A 16,119-nucleotide genomic window follows, 5' to 3' on the forward strand; every position below is an offset into this window, starting at 1 on the left:
ATAGCTATTCCTTTTTGTTTGTTGTGATAATTTAAATTATAAGGAATACCTCCTTTTTTTAAACTAAAACTGTGCAATATCTATGGCTCTTAAACAATTAATTTGAAAACATACTATTTACTATTTTTTTATAATAGGTTATACTATATAAATTTATAAAAAATAATAATCTATAAGCAGTTAATTGGAGATGTAAAATTATGATGGATATTGTAAAAAAGAATAGCTTAGTACTCAAATTTTTAATACCATATATGGCAGCACTATTTATAATATGCGTACTTATTTATATAGCATACCGTCCTCAATATAAAGTAAGGTTTTTAACATCGAACAAATATAATATATCAAATATATCTGATGAATTCGAAAATAATATATCTTCTTTATATGGAAGAATCAATATATTCTGCTCATATGTTGAAAAAGAAACAGACACTAATAAGTTGTTAGAAGTATTTGCCAATGTATTAAAAAATGAAAGTGATTTAATGAATATATTTTATGCAGGCACAATACCGTATAAAAATGGAGGTACTGTATTAAATACTGTAGGACAACTTCCAAATGATTATGACCAAACAACTAAAGAATGGTATCAAAAAGCATTAGCTTCAAGAGAAATAGTAATATCAGATCCTTATATTGATGCTGTAACACAAAATCTAGTAATAACATTTTCAAAGGCTATATACAGAGACGGAAACTTATACGGAATAGTTGGTATTGATGTTCAATTATCAAAAGTAGTAAATGAAACATTAAATTTGGCAAAAAATTATAATTATGATTTAAGCATTATAGATGATCAAGGCTTATATATAGTTAATTCAAATAATAGTAATGTATTAAAAGAAAATGCTTTTAATAATAATATAATATCTCCGCATAAAAATGACATATTAAGCAATACTCATTATGAATGGATAGGTAAAAATTTTTCTTATTTATCTTCAAAAATAAAAAACACTCAATGGTATTTAATTGTAAAGGTTGGAAATGAAGAATTAAAATCATCTCTTTTAAAACTTCTTATTCTTATTATATCTGTATTTATAATATTATCTGCTATAGAAGCTGTACTAGTACTTTTAATAGCCATACCTATATCAAGAACATTAGATAATACGATATCAATAATAAGTTCAATGGCTAAAGGTAATTTTAATACATTATTTGATGAAAAAGAATTAAAGAAAAGAGATCAGACAGGAGATGTTATAAGAGCACTAAATGAAATGCAAAATAAACTAGGCGATATAATCTATAATATGAAAAATGAAATTAACGGTATAAACAATTCAGTAAACATAATTACAAACGGCAATATTAATTTATCTGACAGAGCCACATCTCAGGCAAGCTCATTAGAAGAATTAACAAGATCTATAGAGTTTGTATTTTCATCATTAAAAGAGACAGCCGAAAATGCAGGAAATGCAAAAAGTATGAGTGAAAAAGTATCCAATGCCACAAAAAACGGTGTAAATGCTATTAATGCCACATCAGAAAATATGGCTGAGATATCTGAAGCAAGTAAAAAAATATCAGACATTACTAAAATAATAGAATCGATTGCTTTGCAAACAAACATACTAGCCTTAAATGCATCGGTAGAAGCAGCACGTGCTGGAGATCAGGGTAAAGGTTTTGCTGTTGTTGCAAGCGAAGTAAGAAACTTAGCTCAAAATGTAGGAAATGCTGCCAAAGATATAACAAGCATAGCTAATGAAACTGTGGATAAAATACAAAATGGAAGTGCTTCTGTACAGGCTTCATCTTATATATTAAATCAGATAGAATCATCTGTTAATGATGTGCTTACTTTACTAACAGAAATATCAAGTGCCATCATAGAAGAGGAAAACAGTGTATCTGAAATAAATACTGCCGTTGTAGAAATTAATAAAATAACTCAGGACACTTCCAAAATAGCTAATGACGGAGCAAGTGCAAGTAAAGATGTACTTGATAAATCAAATAATATAGTTGAACAGGTTTCTTATTTCCGTTTTAATTAAAAAATAAATCGGCATAATAATGAGTAAAAACAATATTATGCCGATTATAATTTACTATGCATTAATATATTTAAACTTTATCCATTTTCCGCTTAAATATCTATAAGTAAATATTAAAGCCTTCACTATCCAATCAGCGAACATAGCTATCCAAGTACCAATCATACCCATATGAAAATAAAGTGCAAACACATAAGCAAGCACTATCCTGCATACTATCATCGATATAGAAGCTACCGCCATAGGAAATTTGGCGTCCCCAGAAGCTCTAAATACTACAGGTAATGAATAACCTAAAGGCCATATAATCATCATAACAGCATGATACCATGACAGTTTATAAGTATATGATGTTGCCTCAGCAGATAAATGGTATATATGAAGTATAAAAGGCAAAAGAGATAATATTATAATACTTGTTATAGTCTGAGATATATAAATAATTGCTATAATTTTTTTAGTATAATATTTAGTTTGATTATAATCATTAGCACCAACACATTGCGATATAACAGTAGTAAGTCCCAAACCTATAGCCATTCCGGGCAGTACTTCAAAAGATGCTATCAATGTAGATACCGAATTAGCTGCTATTGAAGCTGTACCAAATGTAGATACCAAACTTAATATCAATAATCTCCCAAAATAAAACATACCATTTTCTATACCATAAGGAACACCTACCGATAATATTCTTTTTATGGCAGAAAAAGTCATTTTATATTTAATTTTATTTTTTATATATATTATATTTTTTTTATTCAATCCCAAAATTATAATTATGAAAGCCGCCCCTATTCTGCTAATTAATGTAGAAATTGCCGCACCAGCTATACCCATCTTAAATACATAAATTAAAACAGCATTGCCTATAACATTTAATATATTCATAGATATCATTATTTTCATTGATATTTTAGAATTGCCTATAGTTCTAAACATAGAAGCTCCGCCATTGTATAAAGCCAAAAAAGGTATTGATGAAGCTACTATAAGCATATATGTATTTGCATTGTTTCTTACTTCTTCTGTTATACTTCCAAATAAAATAGTCAGTAAATAATCTTTAAATATATAAATTAATATTGTTATAACTATAGAAAATAATAATAAAAATCTTATAAGCTGATTAATAGAATCATCTGCATGCTCTATATCTTTAGCTCCTATATACTGCCCGCTAGCAACAGCCCCTCCAGTTGCAATGGCAGCAAATATACTTATAAGAAAAGCTATAACAAAATCAACTAAAAATACGGCCGATACTGCATCCTCTCCTACATTGGCAACCATTATGGAATCTATCAGCCCAACTAAATACTCCAAAAATACCTCTATAATAAGCGGTATAAATAATTTGGCAAGATATTTATTTGAAAACATATAACTGCTTTTAAAATCATTTGAATTAGAATAACTTATATCGCTCAATTTTATCTCCTTAAAATAATTATGCATAATTTTTATAATTTTGAAATTGATTATAGCATTGGAGTATACTCTAATGTCAAATGTTTTTTATAATTTTTTATATAAAAAATAAAGGAGCTGTAATTAATACAGCCTCATTAAAAAATATTTACAATATTAGACTTGTTTCAGAACTAAATTAATAGATAATTATACTATTTTAATTTTTAGTATTTTTTATTTTATAAGTGGGGCTTTGCTGCGAAGCACACAGCCGTGCCACACCACACTTCTTTTGGTGACCCAAAGAAGCAAAAGGACTAAATATTTATATACAAAAATCATAAATTATACAACATATAATACATTATTTTGATAATTAATAAATTGTAAAAATTTCATATATAATCTTGTCAAGTAGTTTTAAAACAAGTCTATTATAATTATATCAGTCCAAACTTATATATAGTTCTGTGATTATATTCTCTGTCTGGATAAAGCATTATACTTGGGAAATGATTAAAGTTTAAAGAACATGAAAAATATTGTGCTTCCAAACAAAAAGCTTCATGTTTACCCAATGTCTGATTTCTTACTTTGCAGTTATTAAGAGAATTAGCAGTATAAAAAAGTACAGAAGGCATTGTAGTAAATACTTCCAAACTTATACCTGTTTCTTTGGAAATAACTTTTACTCTTTGTTTATTTATATCATTATCATCAAATACAAAACAATTATCGCATCCGCCTTTTGATTTTATTATATCATCTATTTTTTTTGATTTTGTGAAATCATAAGGAGTATTTTTTGTTTTTAATATTTCGCCTGATGTAATACCATTTTCATCATCACCCAAATAATAATCAGCATCTATAAATATTTCATGATCATTAATTTTTCCGCCGCCATTTAAATTAAAATAAGAATGATTCATTATATTTAAAGGAGTTGTTTTATCTGTAGTGGCAATATAGTCTATTATTATTTCATTTTCATCTGTTATAGTATATTTAACTATCAAATTAAGATTTCCAGGATAACCTTCTTCTCCGTCTTTTGATACATAAGAAAATAACACTTCATTATCTTTTTTTTGTATAGAATTATAAGTTACATAAGAAAGTCCGTTTATACCTCCATGAGTATGATCTGGCGATTTATTAGCTGTTATATTGTATTCTTTATCATCTATTTTAAATTTAGCTCCAATGGTACGTCCTGCCACTCTTCCTACAGTAGCACCCATGTGTCCGTTCTTTGCCTTATCTGTATAAAACTCAATATCATCAGAACCAAATGCTGTTTCTATTTCTTTTCCATTTTTATCTTTAAAAAATATTCCTGTTATAGTTGCCCCTACCTCTGCCAATTTTATTTTTAAGCCCTTATCATTTTCTAATGTGTATAGATATGAGTTCTTACCAAAATCTTCTTTCTTTGATCTAAACATAATAATATCCTTATAGTGGTTTATAAAAATATTATACATCATTTTGAATTTTATTTATATAATAAACATTATAATTAATTATTTTTATATACATGTATAAGGTATATTGACAAATAAATATTTTTTTATTATACTATATAGTATAATAATTATTTTAAGGAAAACATATGTGACTAATAATAGAGCTAATTGGTGCAATTAGTCAATTAATAAAGAAAAAATTTCTAAATAAAAATACAGAGAAAACTCTAAAGTGATTTATCATACATTTAATATATTTAATTTACCCCATTAGTGTAATCAAGGGAGGATATAGTTTCTCCCTTGAGTTATTTGCTTATAATCTGTACATAAACCTTTCTATTTCTAGCACCGTCAAATTCAAAGAAATATATATCCTGCCAAGTACCTAGTACTATTTTTTTATTCTCTATTATAACTGTCAAACTTGGGGATACCAAAGAAGATAAAACATGTGCCTGAGAATTACCTTCGCTGTGCTCATAATTATCATGCTGAGGTACTAATTTATTAAATGCATTTTTCATATCAAAAACAACATCAGGGTCAGCATTTTCATTTATCCCAACAGCTGCTGTAGTATGCGGTACAAATATAACAGCAATTCCATTCTCCACTTTCTCTTCATTAACACATCTTTGAACTTCATCTGTAATATCTACTATATCGAATCTTGATTTAGTTTTAACATTTATAGTATACATTATTACTCCCTTTGATTTATTTTAATTATATACTACATGATAATGCCTTGATTGTCAATTGATTATTTTATTATTATGTATATAATAGATTCTATGTTTAGAGAGATGAAAAGAAAAAATCAATTATTATCGGATTTGGAAAGTATTAAAATATTAGAAAAATGCACTTCTGGAGTTTTGGCTCTTATAGGAGATGATAATTATCCGTATACTGTTCCTTTAAGTTATGTTTACTCTAATAATAAAATATTTTTTCATGCAGCTAAAAGCGGTTATAAAATAGATGCTATAAAAAATAATAATAAAGCGTCATTTTGCATTATAGAAAAAGATGATGTTAAGATGAAAGAGTATACCACATATTACAGAAGCGTTATAGTATTTGGAAGAGTTTTTATTATAGAAGATGAAGATAAAAAAAGAGAAGCTATTGAAAAACTAGCCATAAAATATTATCCTAATGACAATAAAGAAAATAGAAATAATATTATAAATAAAGAATATAATGCTATGTGTATGATTGAATTAGATATAGAGCATATCACTGGTAAAGAGGCAATAGAATTAGTAAAAACAAAAAAGGAGAATAAATGAAATATTTTAATTTTGATGAAAATTTTTTGCATACCGTTTTGCAGGAGGCTTTAAAAAACGGAGGAGAATATGCCGACTTATTTTTTGAAGATACAAAAATTAACTCTATAGGATATTTAGATTCTGGAGTTGATAATACAAGTCTTGGAAATAATTACGGCGTTGGTTTAAGAATTATAGTTAATAAAAAAACAATATATTTATATTCTAATGATACAAGTAATGATAGTTTAATAAATTTGGCTAAAAGTGCTTCTTCTATAGTAAATGATAAAAAGCATATAGTAAACGGTTTTATAGAATCTCATGAAAAAAATCATCACCCATTACATATAAATCCTTTCAATATAAACTTTGATGAAAAAATAGAAATGCTTTCATATTTGGACAAAAAAGCAAGAAAGGTATCTGATAAAATAAAACAGGTTAATTTAAGATATATGGAAAAACAAAGAAATATTTTAGTATGTGCAAGCAACGGAATATTAAAAGAAGATTCTCAAACATATGTAAGACTAGTTATGGTTTCTATGGCATCTGACGGAGTTAATACTCAGACAGCGAGCAGAACCAAAGGAGCTTTAGACGGTTATCAGGTAATAAGAGACATTAATTTAGATGAAATGGCTTTAGAAACTGCTAATTCTGCAATAAAAATGCTTAATGCCAAGTATCCTAAATCTGGTAAATACCCTGTAGTTATAGACAATGCATTCGGAGGCGTAATATTTCATGAAGCATGCGGACATGCTTTAGAAGCCACTTCTGTTGCTGATAATGCAAGCGTATTTTGCGGAAGACTTGGGGAAAAGATAGCCTCTGATGTTGTTACAGCTGTTGATGACGGTACGATACAGAATGCTTGGGGAAGCTACAATATTGATGATGAAGGAAATGAAGCTCAAAGAACTGTATTAATAGAAAACGGCATATTAAAAAGTTATTTAGTTGATGAATTAGGCTCTTTAAAAATGAATCAAAAAGTTACTGGAAGTGCAAGAAGAGAAAATTATAAATACCCTCCTACTTCAAGAATGAGAAATACATTTATAGATAAAGGAAACTCCAGCTTTGAAGATTTAATTTCTCAAATAGAATACGGACTTTATGCTAAAAAAATGGGAGGCGGTTCAGTAGATCCTGCCACTACAGATTATAACTTTGCTGTTTCTGAAGGATATTTAATAGAAAAAGGAAAGATTACTGAGCCTGTAAGAGGTGCTACACTTATAGGAAGAGGAGATGAAACTCTTATGAATATAGAAGCAGTATCTTCAAATTTGGAATTAGCTGACGGTATGTGCGGAAGTATTTCTGGAAGTGTGCCTACAACAGTTGGACAGCCAGCAATTAGAGTAAAAGAATTAACTGTAGGAGGAAGATAATAATATGCAGGAATTAAACAACTATATGAACAGAATTAAAGAAATATACAGCACTGTAAAAAATAAAGAAAAGGATATTGATGAAATAGAAGTTTATATGTCAAGCAGCGGAGAGGAAGAGTTTTCTGTGAGAGAAAGAGATTTAGATAAATATACATTTGCTGAATCAGGAGGTATAGGGTTAAGACTTATAAAAGACGGAAAGGTAGGAATAAGTTTTACTGAAAAAATAGATTCAAATAACTCAATAGAAACTTTAGTGAACAATGCAAAAATATCTCTTTCATATGCAAATGCCGAACCTGATTATAATGTATTAATAGAAAAAGAAGATGACGAGGAAGTTTATAATATTATAAATAATGATATAGTTAATATGTCTAATGAAGAATTAAAGAAAATATCATTATCTATAGAAGATAAATTATATTCGATTGATAAAAGAATAGTTAATGTACCTTCTGCAGGACTTGCCAGATATGACTTTATAAAATGCATTATAAACAGCAATGGAGTATGTAAAGGCGAGATAAAAAATAATATAACATACTATGCGGAAGTTATAGCAAAGGATTCTAATAACACAAAAACTTATTTTGACATATACTCTTCAAAAGATACATTTTTTGATATAGATGCCTTCACAAAAAATATAGCCGATAATGTTATAAGTAAACTAAATGCCAAAGAAATAGAAAGCGGAAAATATAAAACAGTATTTACAAGTAAGGCTATGAGAACAATTTTAGGTGCATATTTAGGGCTTTTTTCTGCTGAAAATGTACAAAAAAAATTATCACTTCTTCAGGGAAAATTAAATCAAAAAATAGCAAATAGTATAATAAATATTAAAGACATACCAGTATTTGATAAAGGTATATACAATACTCATTTTGACGGAGAAGGCTCTAAAACAAAAAATCTAAATATTATAACAAACGGAATATTAAACAGCTATTTATACAATAATTATACAGCAAGAAAAGACTCTGTAAAAACTACATCTCATGCATCAAGAGGATTTAAAACTCCTATAGGAATATCATGTCATAACTTTATATTAGAAGAAGGCTCAAATACGCAGGAAGAGCTTATATCCCAAATAAAAAATGGAATATTAGTAAACTCTTTAACTGGAACACATTCTGGAGTTAATGCTATAAGCGGAGATTTTTCTCTTCAGGCAGAAGGTGTAAAAATAGAAAACGGAAAATTATCATACACTGCAAATCCGTTTATAGTATCAGGCAATGTATTAGATTTATTAAATGATATAGAAATGCTTGCAAATGATACAGAATATCATCATTCTTCTATTTATACTCCAAGTGCTTTGATTAGAGAATTATCATTTGCTTCATAACATATTTATATAAAAATTATGAGCTTATAACTTTATAATATTAGTTATAAGCTCTTTATTATTTATTGTAAAATTTTAAATACATAAATTCTCTATTGCTATTTTTATAGTCAGCGTACCTTGTATAATTACACAATAGTCATTAAATTAGAATAATCATTTTTATATCCCATTTGATCTAATAGAACCGAAATCTCTCCCCTATGATGTGTGCTGTGATTTAATTCATGCATTATTAAATGATATCTTGGCTTTTTTACTTCTTTATTTGGAACTGCTACCTTACCTGCTATATTAAAATCATCTATAGAATTAACTATAGCTATTATCACATCATCAAGTTTTTCTCTTACTTCTATCAATGTTTTCAAATCTTTATCTATATCCCTATTAAAACTAAAATCATTATTTAAATATGTTAATAATTCTTCATTAGCAATATTTTTTTTGTTTGAATATTTTCTGAATATACCAAAAAAATACATATCGCATTGAATCATATGCTTAAATATTCCATATATGGATTTAAAATAAGCTCCTGTTTCTTTTTTCAAATCATCTTCTTTTACTTTTAATAAAACTTCAATAAGTTCTTCATTAGCATTTTTATTATATAAAGCCATTAGATTCATCATTTTTTTTGCTGTTTTATCTATAGGCTTTTTCACAGTCTGATTTTCCTTTAATTTCTTACTGTCTTCTATTCTTTTACTGACTTGCTTTGTAGTATCCTCTTTTTTAGCATTGATAAGATTTGTCTTCATCTGCTTTACTTTATCTGTTATATTTTTTTTCTCTTCCTGAAGTTTTTTTAACTGCTTGGCTTTTAATTCTTTAACATTCTTCTTTAAATCTTTTGTTATGCTGGATTTTATTTTTTCTATATCTTTAATTTTTCTATCTAATTTTTTAGATTCCATTTCAATTTTTCTAGTGAGTTCTTTTATCTGAGCTTCCATCATAATTTAAATCCTTATATTAATTTTATTTTTATTATATTATTTTATTTTTATAATTCAATATTTATTTTAACTAAAAACATGATTTCTATAGCAAAAAATTAAACATTCCAAATAATAATTAAAATTTAATGCCTTAAATAATTTAATAACTTCTTTTAAAGTTTCTCCTGAAGCATAAACATCATCTATTAAAAGTATCTTCTTATTTATTAATACCAAACTTTCTTTCATTTCAAAAGCATTTTTAATATTATCCTTTCTTTCTTTTAAACTTTCTAAAAATTTCTGTTCTTTTATATTTTTAATAATTTTTATTGAATCATACTTTCTAATATCAAATTTACAAGCTATATAATCAGCAAAATAATTCATAACATATGAGTTTTTATTTGAGGGTATATAAAGAAGTATATCAAATTGATTATTATTTGCTTTTATATAATCATCTATACAATTAAAAATATTAAATGGAGTTTTTATTTCTTTTTTCTTAAAAGCCCTTATTTCATCTCCAAGCTCTTTATCTAAATCGCCGAGTGCTGTTACTTTTATATCATCTATATAAAAAACTTTATACGGATTAAAATTATTCATTTATAACATCTTTAATATTTTTTTCTTTAAATATTAAGTATATCAAAACAGAAAATACAAAATTTACTATGATTCCTTTATATCCGCTTAAAACTCCGCTAAACCAAGCATCAATACTCACATTAAAAATAAATATTAAAACAACAGATGAAAATCTTGCAAAGATAAAAGCAAATAATGTAAGAAGTATAAAAGAAACATTTTTATTTCTAAAAAATACTATTATAGAAGAAAATATAACACCCTCAAAAATCAAAAAGTATAAAGTGGGAGGCATAGGCATATTAGTAAGAAAATAATTTATAATAGGAGATATAATAGAAAGGGCTATTAAAAATAGAGGATTTAATATATATGCCCCCAAAGATAAAGCAAAAAATATAGGAAGAAATTCCTTTCCATTTAATCCTAAATAATGAATTACTATAGGAGAAGCCGCACTTATAAAAGTAAGAAGAATCAATATAAGAGCATTAATATTTGTTTTTCTTATAACCAAACTTTTCATAATAAAAACCTTTAATATTTTACATAATTATTATAAGATAAATCAAAAAAAATTACAAACTATCATTATTTCATTTCTAATATATTCATCATTTCTTTTTCTATTTCTTCCACATTACCCTGCTTATCCTGAATAGATTTAATCTCTAAGCGTCTGTTTTCTAATAATTTTTCTTTTCCGTCTTCATTCAGTTTTTTCCTTTCCATATAATAATTATCGCTTATAAGTTTATCAGCCATTCTCAATGTCTTATCAGAAATTATAGCCTTATCAGAATCACTGCCTGCTTTATTCATATCAAAGCTAGCATCTGTTTTTAGAGCTTTTTCAATTAGATCAGACTTCCATAATAATTTAGGTATAAATTTATAATTTTTATAAGTAAACTCATCAACGCTTACAACACCATTTTCTGTAAATATATCCTGAGCTGTATTTGCCTGAGGGTCTACAAGAAGCATTTTATTTTTTCCTTCTTCCTCATATATCTTCTGATAAGTACTCAGCCCCTGCTTGCTGCTGCTGTTTATTGATTTTCCTGCTGCACTTTCCAAATCAAGCTCCAAATTATCCTTCAAAAGCAAAGTATATGATGCTATCCCTCCTCTTCCTCCAGAATGCTCATAAGTACCAGTTACCATTATCTCTTCTTTGCCGTCATTATTTATATCACATAAGAAAAAATTAGGATAATATAATGGAAAAGATAATATATCATTTAAATACTCAGCATATTCTTCGCTTTGAAACTTACCATTGGTAATAAAATTAGAATTGGTAACAAAATCTTTTAAATTATTATTTTTAATAGCATTAGTTTTAGCCAAAGTTAATTTTGAATCATCACCAAGACGGAAATTAAATGTTTCATCTGATTCATAAACTGCATATCTTGTATTTCCAATAAACATAGGATTGAAATAATAAACTTCTTTTAATTTATCATTTTCAATAGCATAAACAAAAGTATTTTTATTAAACTCTAAAAAATACAAATCTGCAAACTCATCATATTTTTCTTTAGGAGATGCGTTTTCAATATTATAAAAGTTTTCATAATATTCTATATTAGGGTCTATTTTATTTCTGTTTAAAGCTCCTGATGCATAGGTTCTTATATATCTGTTCATTATGTTAGTATTTAATACATCTTTTATTACTCCAATAGAAGATATATGTGCTGTACCCTCATAGATTATAGAAGATATATTATAATTATTTTCATTATAAACATCTAAATATCCGGTATTTTTTGATATATATTTTAAGAACTTTTTTTCAAAAGCATCAGCAATTAATTGTTCAGCTCTTAAATCTTTTGGAGCTTCTATTATATAATTAATTAGATTCATTTTGTTGGAATATATTTCATTTGCATTATCATGTTCGTTTACAATACCTATCATCATTGATATATTAGTACCGCCTGCTTTTTTCCAATCTTTTAAATGGTTTTGCAAATCTTCAAAACAATATAGCGAATCACAAGCCATATGCGATAAAAATAAAGCAAAATAAATATCAGCGTCTTTATTGTTAATACTTAAAAGCAAATCCCTAGCCTTTTTTAAAGCCAAATTTCTCTCTACATATACATATTCTGAAGCATAAAATGGAGTAAAATCATCAGCATACAAATCATCTCCTGATATATCATCTCTGTAGCTGTAATGATAGGCATTAGATATAAAATCTATAGCATATTTTTTTATATCATTATCTCCTACAAGTTTTTTATTAAGAAAATCTTTATTTCTATTTATAATATTACTGTAATATGCATCCTGATAATAATTTGTTAAAGCATTACTGAAACTATCTTTATCAGTTCTAACAGCTTTATATACATACTTCATATCAAAGAACGGGAGTTTATCATTAATATTAGTTACTGTTTCTTCCTGAATATTATTAGTATTGATTGTATTTGTATAATTTATATTATCACTTGATTTAGAATTGTTACTGCAGCCTGATAAAATTAGTATAAGAACAAGAAATACTATATAAAATTTGTTAATCATAACACCCCCGCAATTTATTTTCAGAAAACATATTTATCCCAACCTCTGCAATTATACATATAACAGAGCTTTTTTACAAGCATAAAATAAACCGCTGTATATTTAAGTGTATGCATACTAGGATAATAATAATTTGTCGCTTAAAGAACCGTCAGCAGTTTCAAATTTTTTGAGCAAGTCTGATATTTCTAAAGATTTTTTCTCTTCGCCTGAAACATCATATATAATATTACCGTCATTCATCATTATAAGTCTGTTTCCATAATGAATGGCATCTTTAATATTATGTGTAACCATAAATGCTGTAAGTTTATCTTCTCTTATGATCTCTTCAGTAAGCTCCAATACTTTTTTAGCAGTTTTAGGGTCAAGAGCAGCTGTATGTTCATCTAATAATAAAAGTCTAGGCTTTTTAAGAGTTGCCATAAGAAGCGTCAAAGCCTGTCTCTGTCCGCCTGATAAAAGACCTACCTTTGACTGAAGCCTTGTTTCAAGCCCTAAATCAAGCCTTTTTAATTTTTCAACATACTCTTCTCTTTCAGCATGAGTGATTCCCCATCTCAAAGTTCTAGGCTTTCCTTTTCTTTTAGCAAGTGCAAGATTTTCTTCTATACCCATATTTGAAGCAGTACCTACCATTGGGTCCTGAAACACCCTTCCAAAAAGTCCAGCTCTTGCATACTCTTTTTTGTCTGTGATGTCAACTCCATCAACAGATATAGTGCCGTAATCAACCTCATAAACTCCGGCAATCAAATTAAGAAGCGTAGATTTACCAGCTCCGTTTCCGCCTATAACAGTAACAAAATCTCCGTCATTAAGTTTAAGATTAACACCTTTAATTGCTTTTTTCTCTGTAATAGTGCCTTTATTAAATGTTTTATAAACTTCTTTTAATTCCAACATATTATTTGCCCCTCCGATATTAACCTTTATTAACCTTTTCTTTTACCGCCTACAACTCTTGTAACCTTTCTGTTTAATACTGGCACTGAAAGAGCAATAGCAACGATTATCGCAGTAAGAAGTTTTAAGTCAGTAGCTTTAAGTCCCAACTGAAGAACTATCGCAATTATTATTCTGTATATTATAGAACCAAGAACTACAGAAGCAAGTTTGTACAAGAAAGAAAATCTATTTCCAAATACAACCTCCCCTATTATAACAGAGGCAAGCCCTATAACTATAGTACCTGTTCCCATACCTACATCAGCATAACCCTGACTTTGACTAACTAAAGCACCAGACAAAGCAACCAAAGCATTTGATATCATAAGTCCGATTATTTTCATAACATTAGTATCTACACCCAAAGCTCTAATCATCTTTTCATTGTTTCCAGTAGCCCTTATAGCACAGCCCATCTCTGTACCGAAAAACCAATACATTAAAGCTATAATAATTACAGAAAATATAAACCCTACAAGCAAATCGGATAATACTTTACTCAATGAAAACATATTTTGAATTATAGTCAAAGATGTATCCATTCCCAAAAGAGGTATATTAGGTCTGTTTCCCATTACTCTGATATTAATAGAATATAATGCTATCATAGTGAGGATACCAGCCAAAATACCGGGAATCTGTAATTTTGTATTTAAAAATCCAGTAGCAAATCCTGCCAAAGCACCCGCTAAAAAAGCAAAAAATAAAGTAAAAAAAGGATTCATACCATTAGATATAAGTATAGCACTTACAGCACCGCCCAATGCAAAACTGCCGTCAACAGTTAAATCTGGAAAATCCAAAACCTTAAATGTTATATAAACTCCAAGCGTCATTATACCCCAAATTATACCTTGAGACGCTGCACCTTGTATAGCAAGTAAAAGCCCTTCCATATATACAAACCCTCTTTATTATTACTTTATTTTATTTATTACTTTTTATTATTTATTATTATTTATCATTATTTATTATACAATGATTCTGGTATAGTTATACCTATACTATTAACCATATTAGTATTAATAACCAAATCAAAAGTTTTTAAAGTTTCTATAGGCATATTTGCAGGCTGTTTTTCTCCTTTTAATATAGACACCGCCTGAGCAGCTGTTAATTTGCCAAGTTCATAATAGCTTATAGCATAAGTAGCAGTTCCTCCTAGCATAGTCATACCGCCCTCTCCGCAAACTACTGGAAGTTTAGCAGGTTCAGCAACTAATGCCACTGTAGCCATACCTGCTGCTATCATATTATCAGTAGGAGTGTAAATTGCTTCAACTCTGCCTATTAAACTTTGTACCATTTGCTGTATTTCATTAGCTGATGTAACAGTAGCGTCTATATATTTTATACCCATAGAGTCTAATTTTTTCTTTGCTATATCCATTTGAAATACTGAGTTCTGCTCGCTTGAACAATATAAAAGTCCTACAGTTTTTAAGTTAGGAGTAATCTCATTTAACAATTCTATCTGAGCTTCTACTGGAGTTAAATCTGAAGTACCTGAAACATTTCCGCCAGGTGCATTATTATCTGCTACAAGTTTGGCAGCTGCTGGATCTGTAACTGCTGTAACTAATATAGGTATATCTTTTGTCATATTAGCCACTGCCTGTGCTGCAGGTGTTGCTATTGCAAGTATCAAATCGCTTTTATCATTAACAAACTTCTGAGCTATAGTAACACAGTTTGCCTGTTCGCCCTGAGCATTCTGATAATCTATAGTGATATTTTTTCCGTCTTCATATCCAGCCTCTTTAAGTCCGTCAACAAAACCTCTGTATGAAGCATCTAAAGCATCATGCTCTATTAATTGTAAAATTCCTATTTTAAATACTTTATCTCCAGATGCATTTGAAGAAGATGATGAATTAGAACATGAAATAAATATCATAGACATAATAAGAAATAAAGAAGATAAATACTTCATAAAACAAACTCCTAATTTAATGGTTGATGAAAAAATCATAAAAACTACATATAGTAATTATACTACATATAATAATAATGTCAATTAATAATCAAAAACAATATTGTTTAAGAGCCATAGATATTGCACAGTTTTAGTTTAAAAAAAGGAGGTATTCCTTATAATTTAAATTATCACAACAAACAAAAAGGAATAGCTATG

The 16,119-nt window shown here is 27.9% G+C and carries 14 protein-coding genes; 4 read left to right on the top strand and 10 right to left on the bottom strand.

From position 1 onward, the window contains the following. Positions 1 to 200: 200 nt before the first annotated feature. On the top strand, positions 201 to 2,021 hold the full coding sequence (locus Q1X91_RS10165) for a methyl-accepting chemotaxis protein (protein ID WP_300756747.1): 1,821 nt from the start codon (positions 201 to 203) through the stop codon (positions 2,019 to 2,021). A 54-nt stretch (positions 2,022 to 2,075) separates the two neighbouring features. On the opposite strand, the gene Q1X91_RS10170 is transcribed toward Q1X91_RS10165, so the two are convergent. The 3 genes from Q1X91_RS10170 to Q1X91_RS10180 all read right to left on the bottom strand — a co-directional run bounded on the left by Q1X91_RS10170 (position 2,076) and on the right by Q1X91_RS10180 (position 5,607). Then, positions 2,076 to 3,452, bottom strand: coding sequence for an MATE family efflux transporter (locus tag Q1X91_RS10170; RefSeq protein ID WP_300756750.1), 1,377 nt, complete (start codon positions 3,450 to 3,452; stop codon positions 2,076 to 2,078). Between the two features lie 422 nt (positions 3,453 to 3,874). Next, positions 3,875 to 4,882, bottom strand: a complete 1,008-nt coding sequence (locus Q1X91_RS10175) for an aldose epimerase family protein (protein ID WP_300756753.1) — start codon at positions 4,880 to 4,882, stop codon at positions 3,875 to 3,877. A 329-nt stretch (positions 4,883 to 5,211) separates the two neighbouring features. Continuing rightward, positions 5,212 to 5,607, bottom strand: a complete 396-nt coding sequence (locus tag Q1X91_RS10180; protein ID WP_300756756.1) for a secondary thiamine-phosphate synthase enzyme YjbQ — start codon at positions 5,605 to 5,607, stop codon at positions 5,212 to 5,214. A 75-nt stretch (positions 5,608 to 5,682) separates the two neighbouring features. Here Q1X91_RS10180 and Q1X91_RS10185 point away from each other — a divergent pair, with 75 nt between their 5' ends. From Q1X91_RS10185 to Q1X91_RS10195, 3 genes are read left to right on the top strand one after another with little or no spacing between them, the layout of a single operon-like run. Further along, positions 5,683 to 6,201 (top strand): pyridoxamine 5'-phosphate oxidase family protein, encoded by a 519-nt coding sequence (locus tag Q1X91_RS10185; protein WP_300756759.1) that lies wholly within the window; start codon positions 5,683 to 5,685, stop codon positions 6,199 to 6,201. Next, positions 6,198 to 7,586, top strand: a complete 1,389-nt coding sequence (locus tag Q1X91_RS10190) for a TldD/PmbA family protein (protein ID WP_300756761.1) — start codon at positions 6,198 to 6,200, stop codon at positions 7,584 to 7,586. The genes Q1X91_RS10185 and Q1X91_RS10190 overlap by 4 nt, the downstream gene beginning before the upstream one ends. A 4-nt stretch (positions 7,587 to 7,590) precedes the next feature. Beyond that, complete coding sequence (locus tag Q1X91_RS10195; RefSeq protein ID WP_300756764.1) at positions 7,591 to 8,949, top strand: TldD/PmbA family protein; 1,359 nt, start codon at positions 7,591 to 7,593, stop codon at positions 8,947 to 8,949. Between the two features lie 128 nt (positions 8,950 to 9,077). On the opposite strand, the gene Q1X91_RS10200 is transcribed toward Q1X91_RS10195, so the two are convergent. The 7 genes from Q1X91_RS10200 to Q1X91_RS10230 all read right to left on the bottom strand — a co-directional run bounded on the left by Q1X91_RS10200 (position 9,078) and on the right by Q1X91_RS10230 (position 15,918). Further along, positions 9,078 to 9,911, bottom strand: coding sequence for a DinB family protein (locus Q1X91_RS10200; RefSeq protein ID WP_300756766.1), 834 nt, complete (start codon positions 9,909 to 9,911; stop codon positions 9,078 to 9,080). Positions 9,912 to 9,977: 66 nt separating this feature from the next. Then, positions 9,978 to 10,505 carry a ComF family protein gene (locus tag Q1X91_RS10205; RefSeq protein ID WP_300756769.1) on the bottom strand — a complete coding sequence of 176 codons (528 nt, stop codon included), beginning with the start codon at positions 10,503 to 10,505 and terminating at the stop codon, positions 9,978 to 9,980. After that, positions 10,498 to 11,013, bottom strand: a complete 516-nt coding sequence (locus Q1X91_RS10210; protein ID WP_300756772.1) for a hypothetical protein — start codon at positions 11,011 to 11,013, stop codon at positions 10,498 to 10,500. Before Q1X91_RS10210 ends, Q1X91_RS10205 begins: the two co-directional genes overlap by 8 nt. 65 nt (positions 11,014 to 11,078) lie before the next feature. Continuing rightward, the gene (locus Q1X91_RS10215) at positions 11,079 to 13,037 is read right to left on the bottom strand and encodes a hypothetical protein (protein ID WP_300756776.1); all 1,959 of its coding nucleotides are present in this window, start codon (positions 13,035 to 13,037) and stop codon (positions 11,079 to 11,081) included. A gap of 117 nt (positions 13,038 to 13,154) precedes the next feature. Next, positions 13,155 to 13,943, bottom strand: coding sequence for an ATP-binding cassette domain-containing protein (locus Q1X91_RS10220; RefSeq protein WP_020005840.1), 789 nt, complete (start codon positions 13,941 to 13,943; stop codon positions 13,155 to 13,157). A gap of 29 nt (positions 13,944 to 13,972) precedes the next feature. After that, complete coding sequence (locus Q1X91_RS10225) at positions 13,973 to 14,881, bottom strand: ABC transporter permease (protein ID WP_300756783.1); 909 nt, start codon at positions 14,879 to 14,881, stop codon at positions 13,973 to 13,975. A 68-nt stretch (positions 14,882 to 14,949) separates the two neighbouring features. Continuing rightward, the gene (locus Q1X91_RS10230) at positions 14,950 to 15,918 is read right to left on the bottom strand and encodes an ABC transporter substrate-binding protein (RefSeq protein ID WP_300756787.1); all 969 of its coding nucleotides are present in this window, start codon (positions 15,916 to 15,918) and stop codon (positions 14,950 to 14,952) included. Positions 15,919 to 16,119 lie beyond the last annotated feature (201 nt).

Origin of the sequence: uncultured Brachyspira sp., assembly GCF_949287625.1 — a bacterium.
In the GTDB taxonomy this organism is placed as follows: Bacteria; Spirochaetota; Brachyspiria; order Brachyspirales; family Brachyspiraceae; genus Brachyspira.

Bases quoted from the DNA above. Each gene is read 5' to 3' on its own strand.
- Q1X91_RS10180 (WP_300756756.1), bottom strand. From the start codon at position 5,607: ATGTATACTATAAATGTTAAAACTAAATCAAGATTCGATATAGTAGAT.
- Q1X91_RS10185 (WP_300756759.1), top strand. From the start codon at position 5,683: ATGTATATAATAGATTCTATGTTTAGAGAGATGAAAAGAAAAAATCAA.
- Q1X91_RS10200 (WP_300756766.1), bottom strand. From the start codon at position 9,911: ATGATGGAAGCTCAGATAAAAGAACTCACTAGAAAAATTGAAATGGAA.
- Q1X91_RS10220 (WP_020005840.1), bottom strand. From the start codon at position 13,943: ATGTTGGAATTAAAAGAAGTTTATAAAACATTTAATAAAGGCACTATT.
- Q1X91_RS10225 (WP_300756783.1), bottom strand. From the start codon at position 14,881: ATGGAAGGGCTTTTACTTGCTATACAAGGTGCAGCGTCTCAAGGTATA.
- Q1X91_RS10190 (WP_300756761.1), top strand. From the start codon at position 6,198: ATGAAATATTTTAATTTTGATGAAAATTTTTTGCATACCGTTTTGCAG.
- Q1X91_RS10175 (WP_300756753.1), bottom strand. From the start codon at position 4,882: ATGTTTAGATCAAAGAAAGAAGATTTTGGTAAGAACTCATATCTATAC.
- Q1X91_RS10195 (WP_300756764.1), top strand. From the start codon at position 7,591: ATGCAGGAATTAAACAACTATATGAACAGAATTAAAGAAATATACAGC.
- Q1X91_RS10165 (WP_300756747.1), top strand. From the start codon at position 201: ATGATGGATATTGTAAAAAAGAATAGCTTAGTACTCAAATTTTTAATA.
- Q1X91_RS10210 (WP_300756772.1), bottom strand. From the start codon at position 11,013: ATGAAAAGTTTGGTTATAAGAAAAACAAATATTAATGCTCTTATATTG.
- Q1X91_RS10205 (WP_300756769.1), bottom strand. From the start codon at position 10,505: ATGAATAATTTTAATCCGTATAAAGTTTTTTATATAGATGATATAAAA.
- Q1X91_RS10230 (WP_300756787.1), bottom strand. From the start codon at position 15,918: ATGAAGTATTTATCTTCTTTATTTCTTATTATGTCTATGATATTTATT.
- Q1X91_RS10215 (WP_300756776.1), bottom strand. From the start codon at position 13,037: ATGATTAACAAATTTTATATAGTATTTCTTGTTCTTATACTAATTTTA.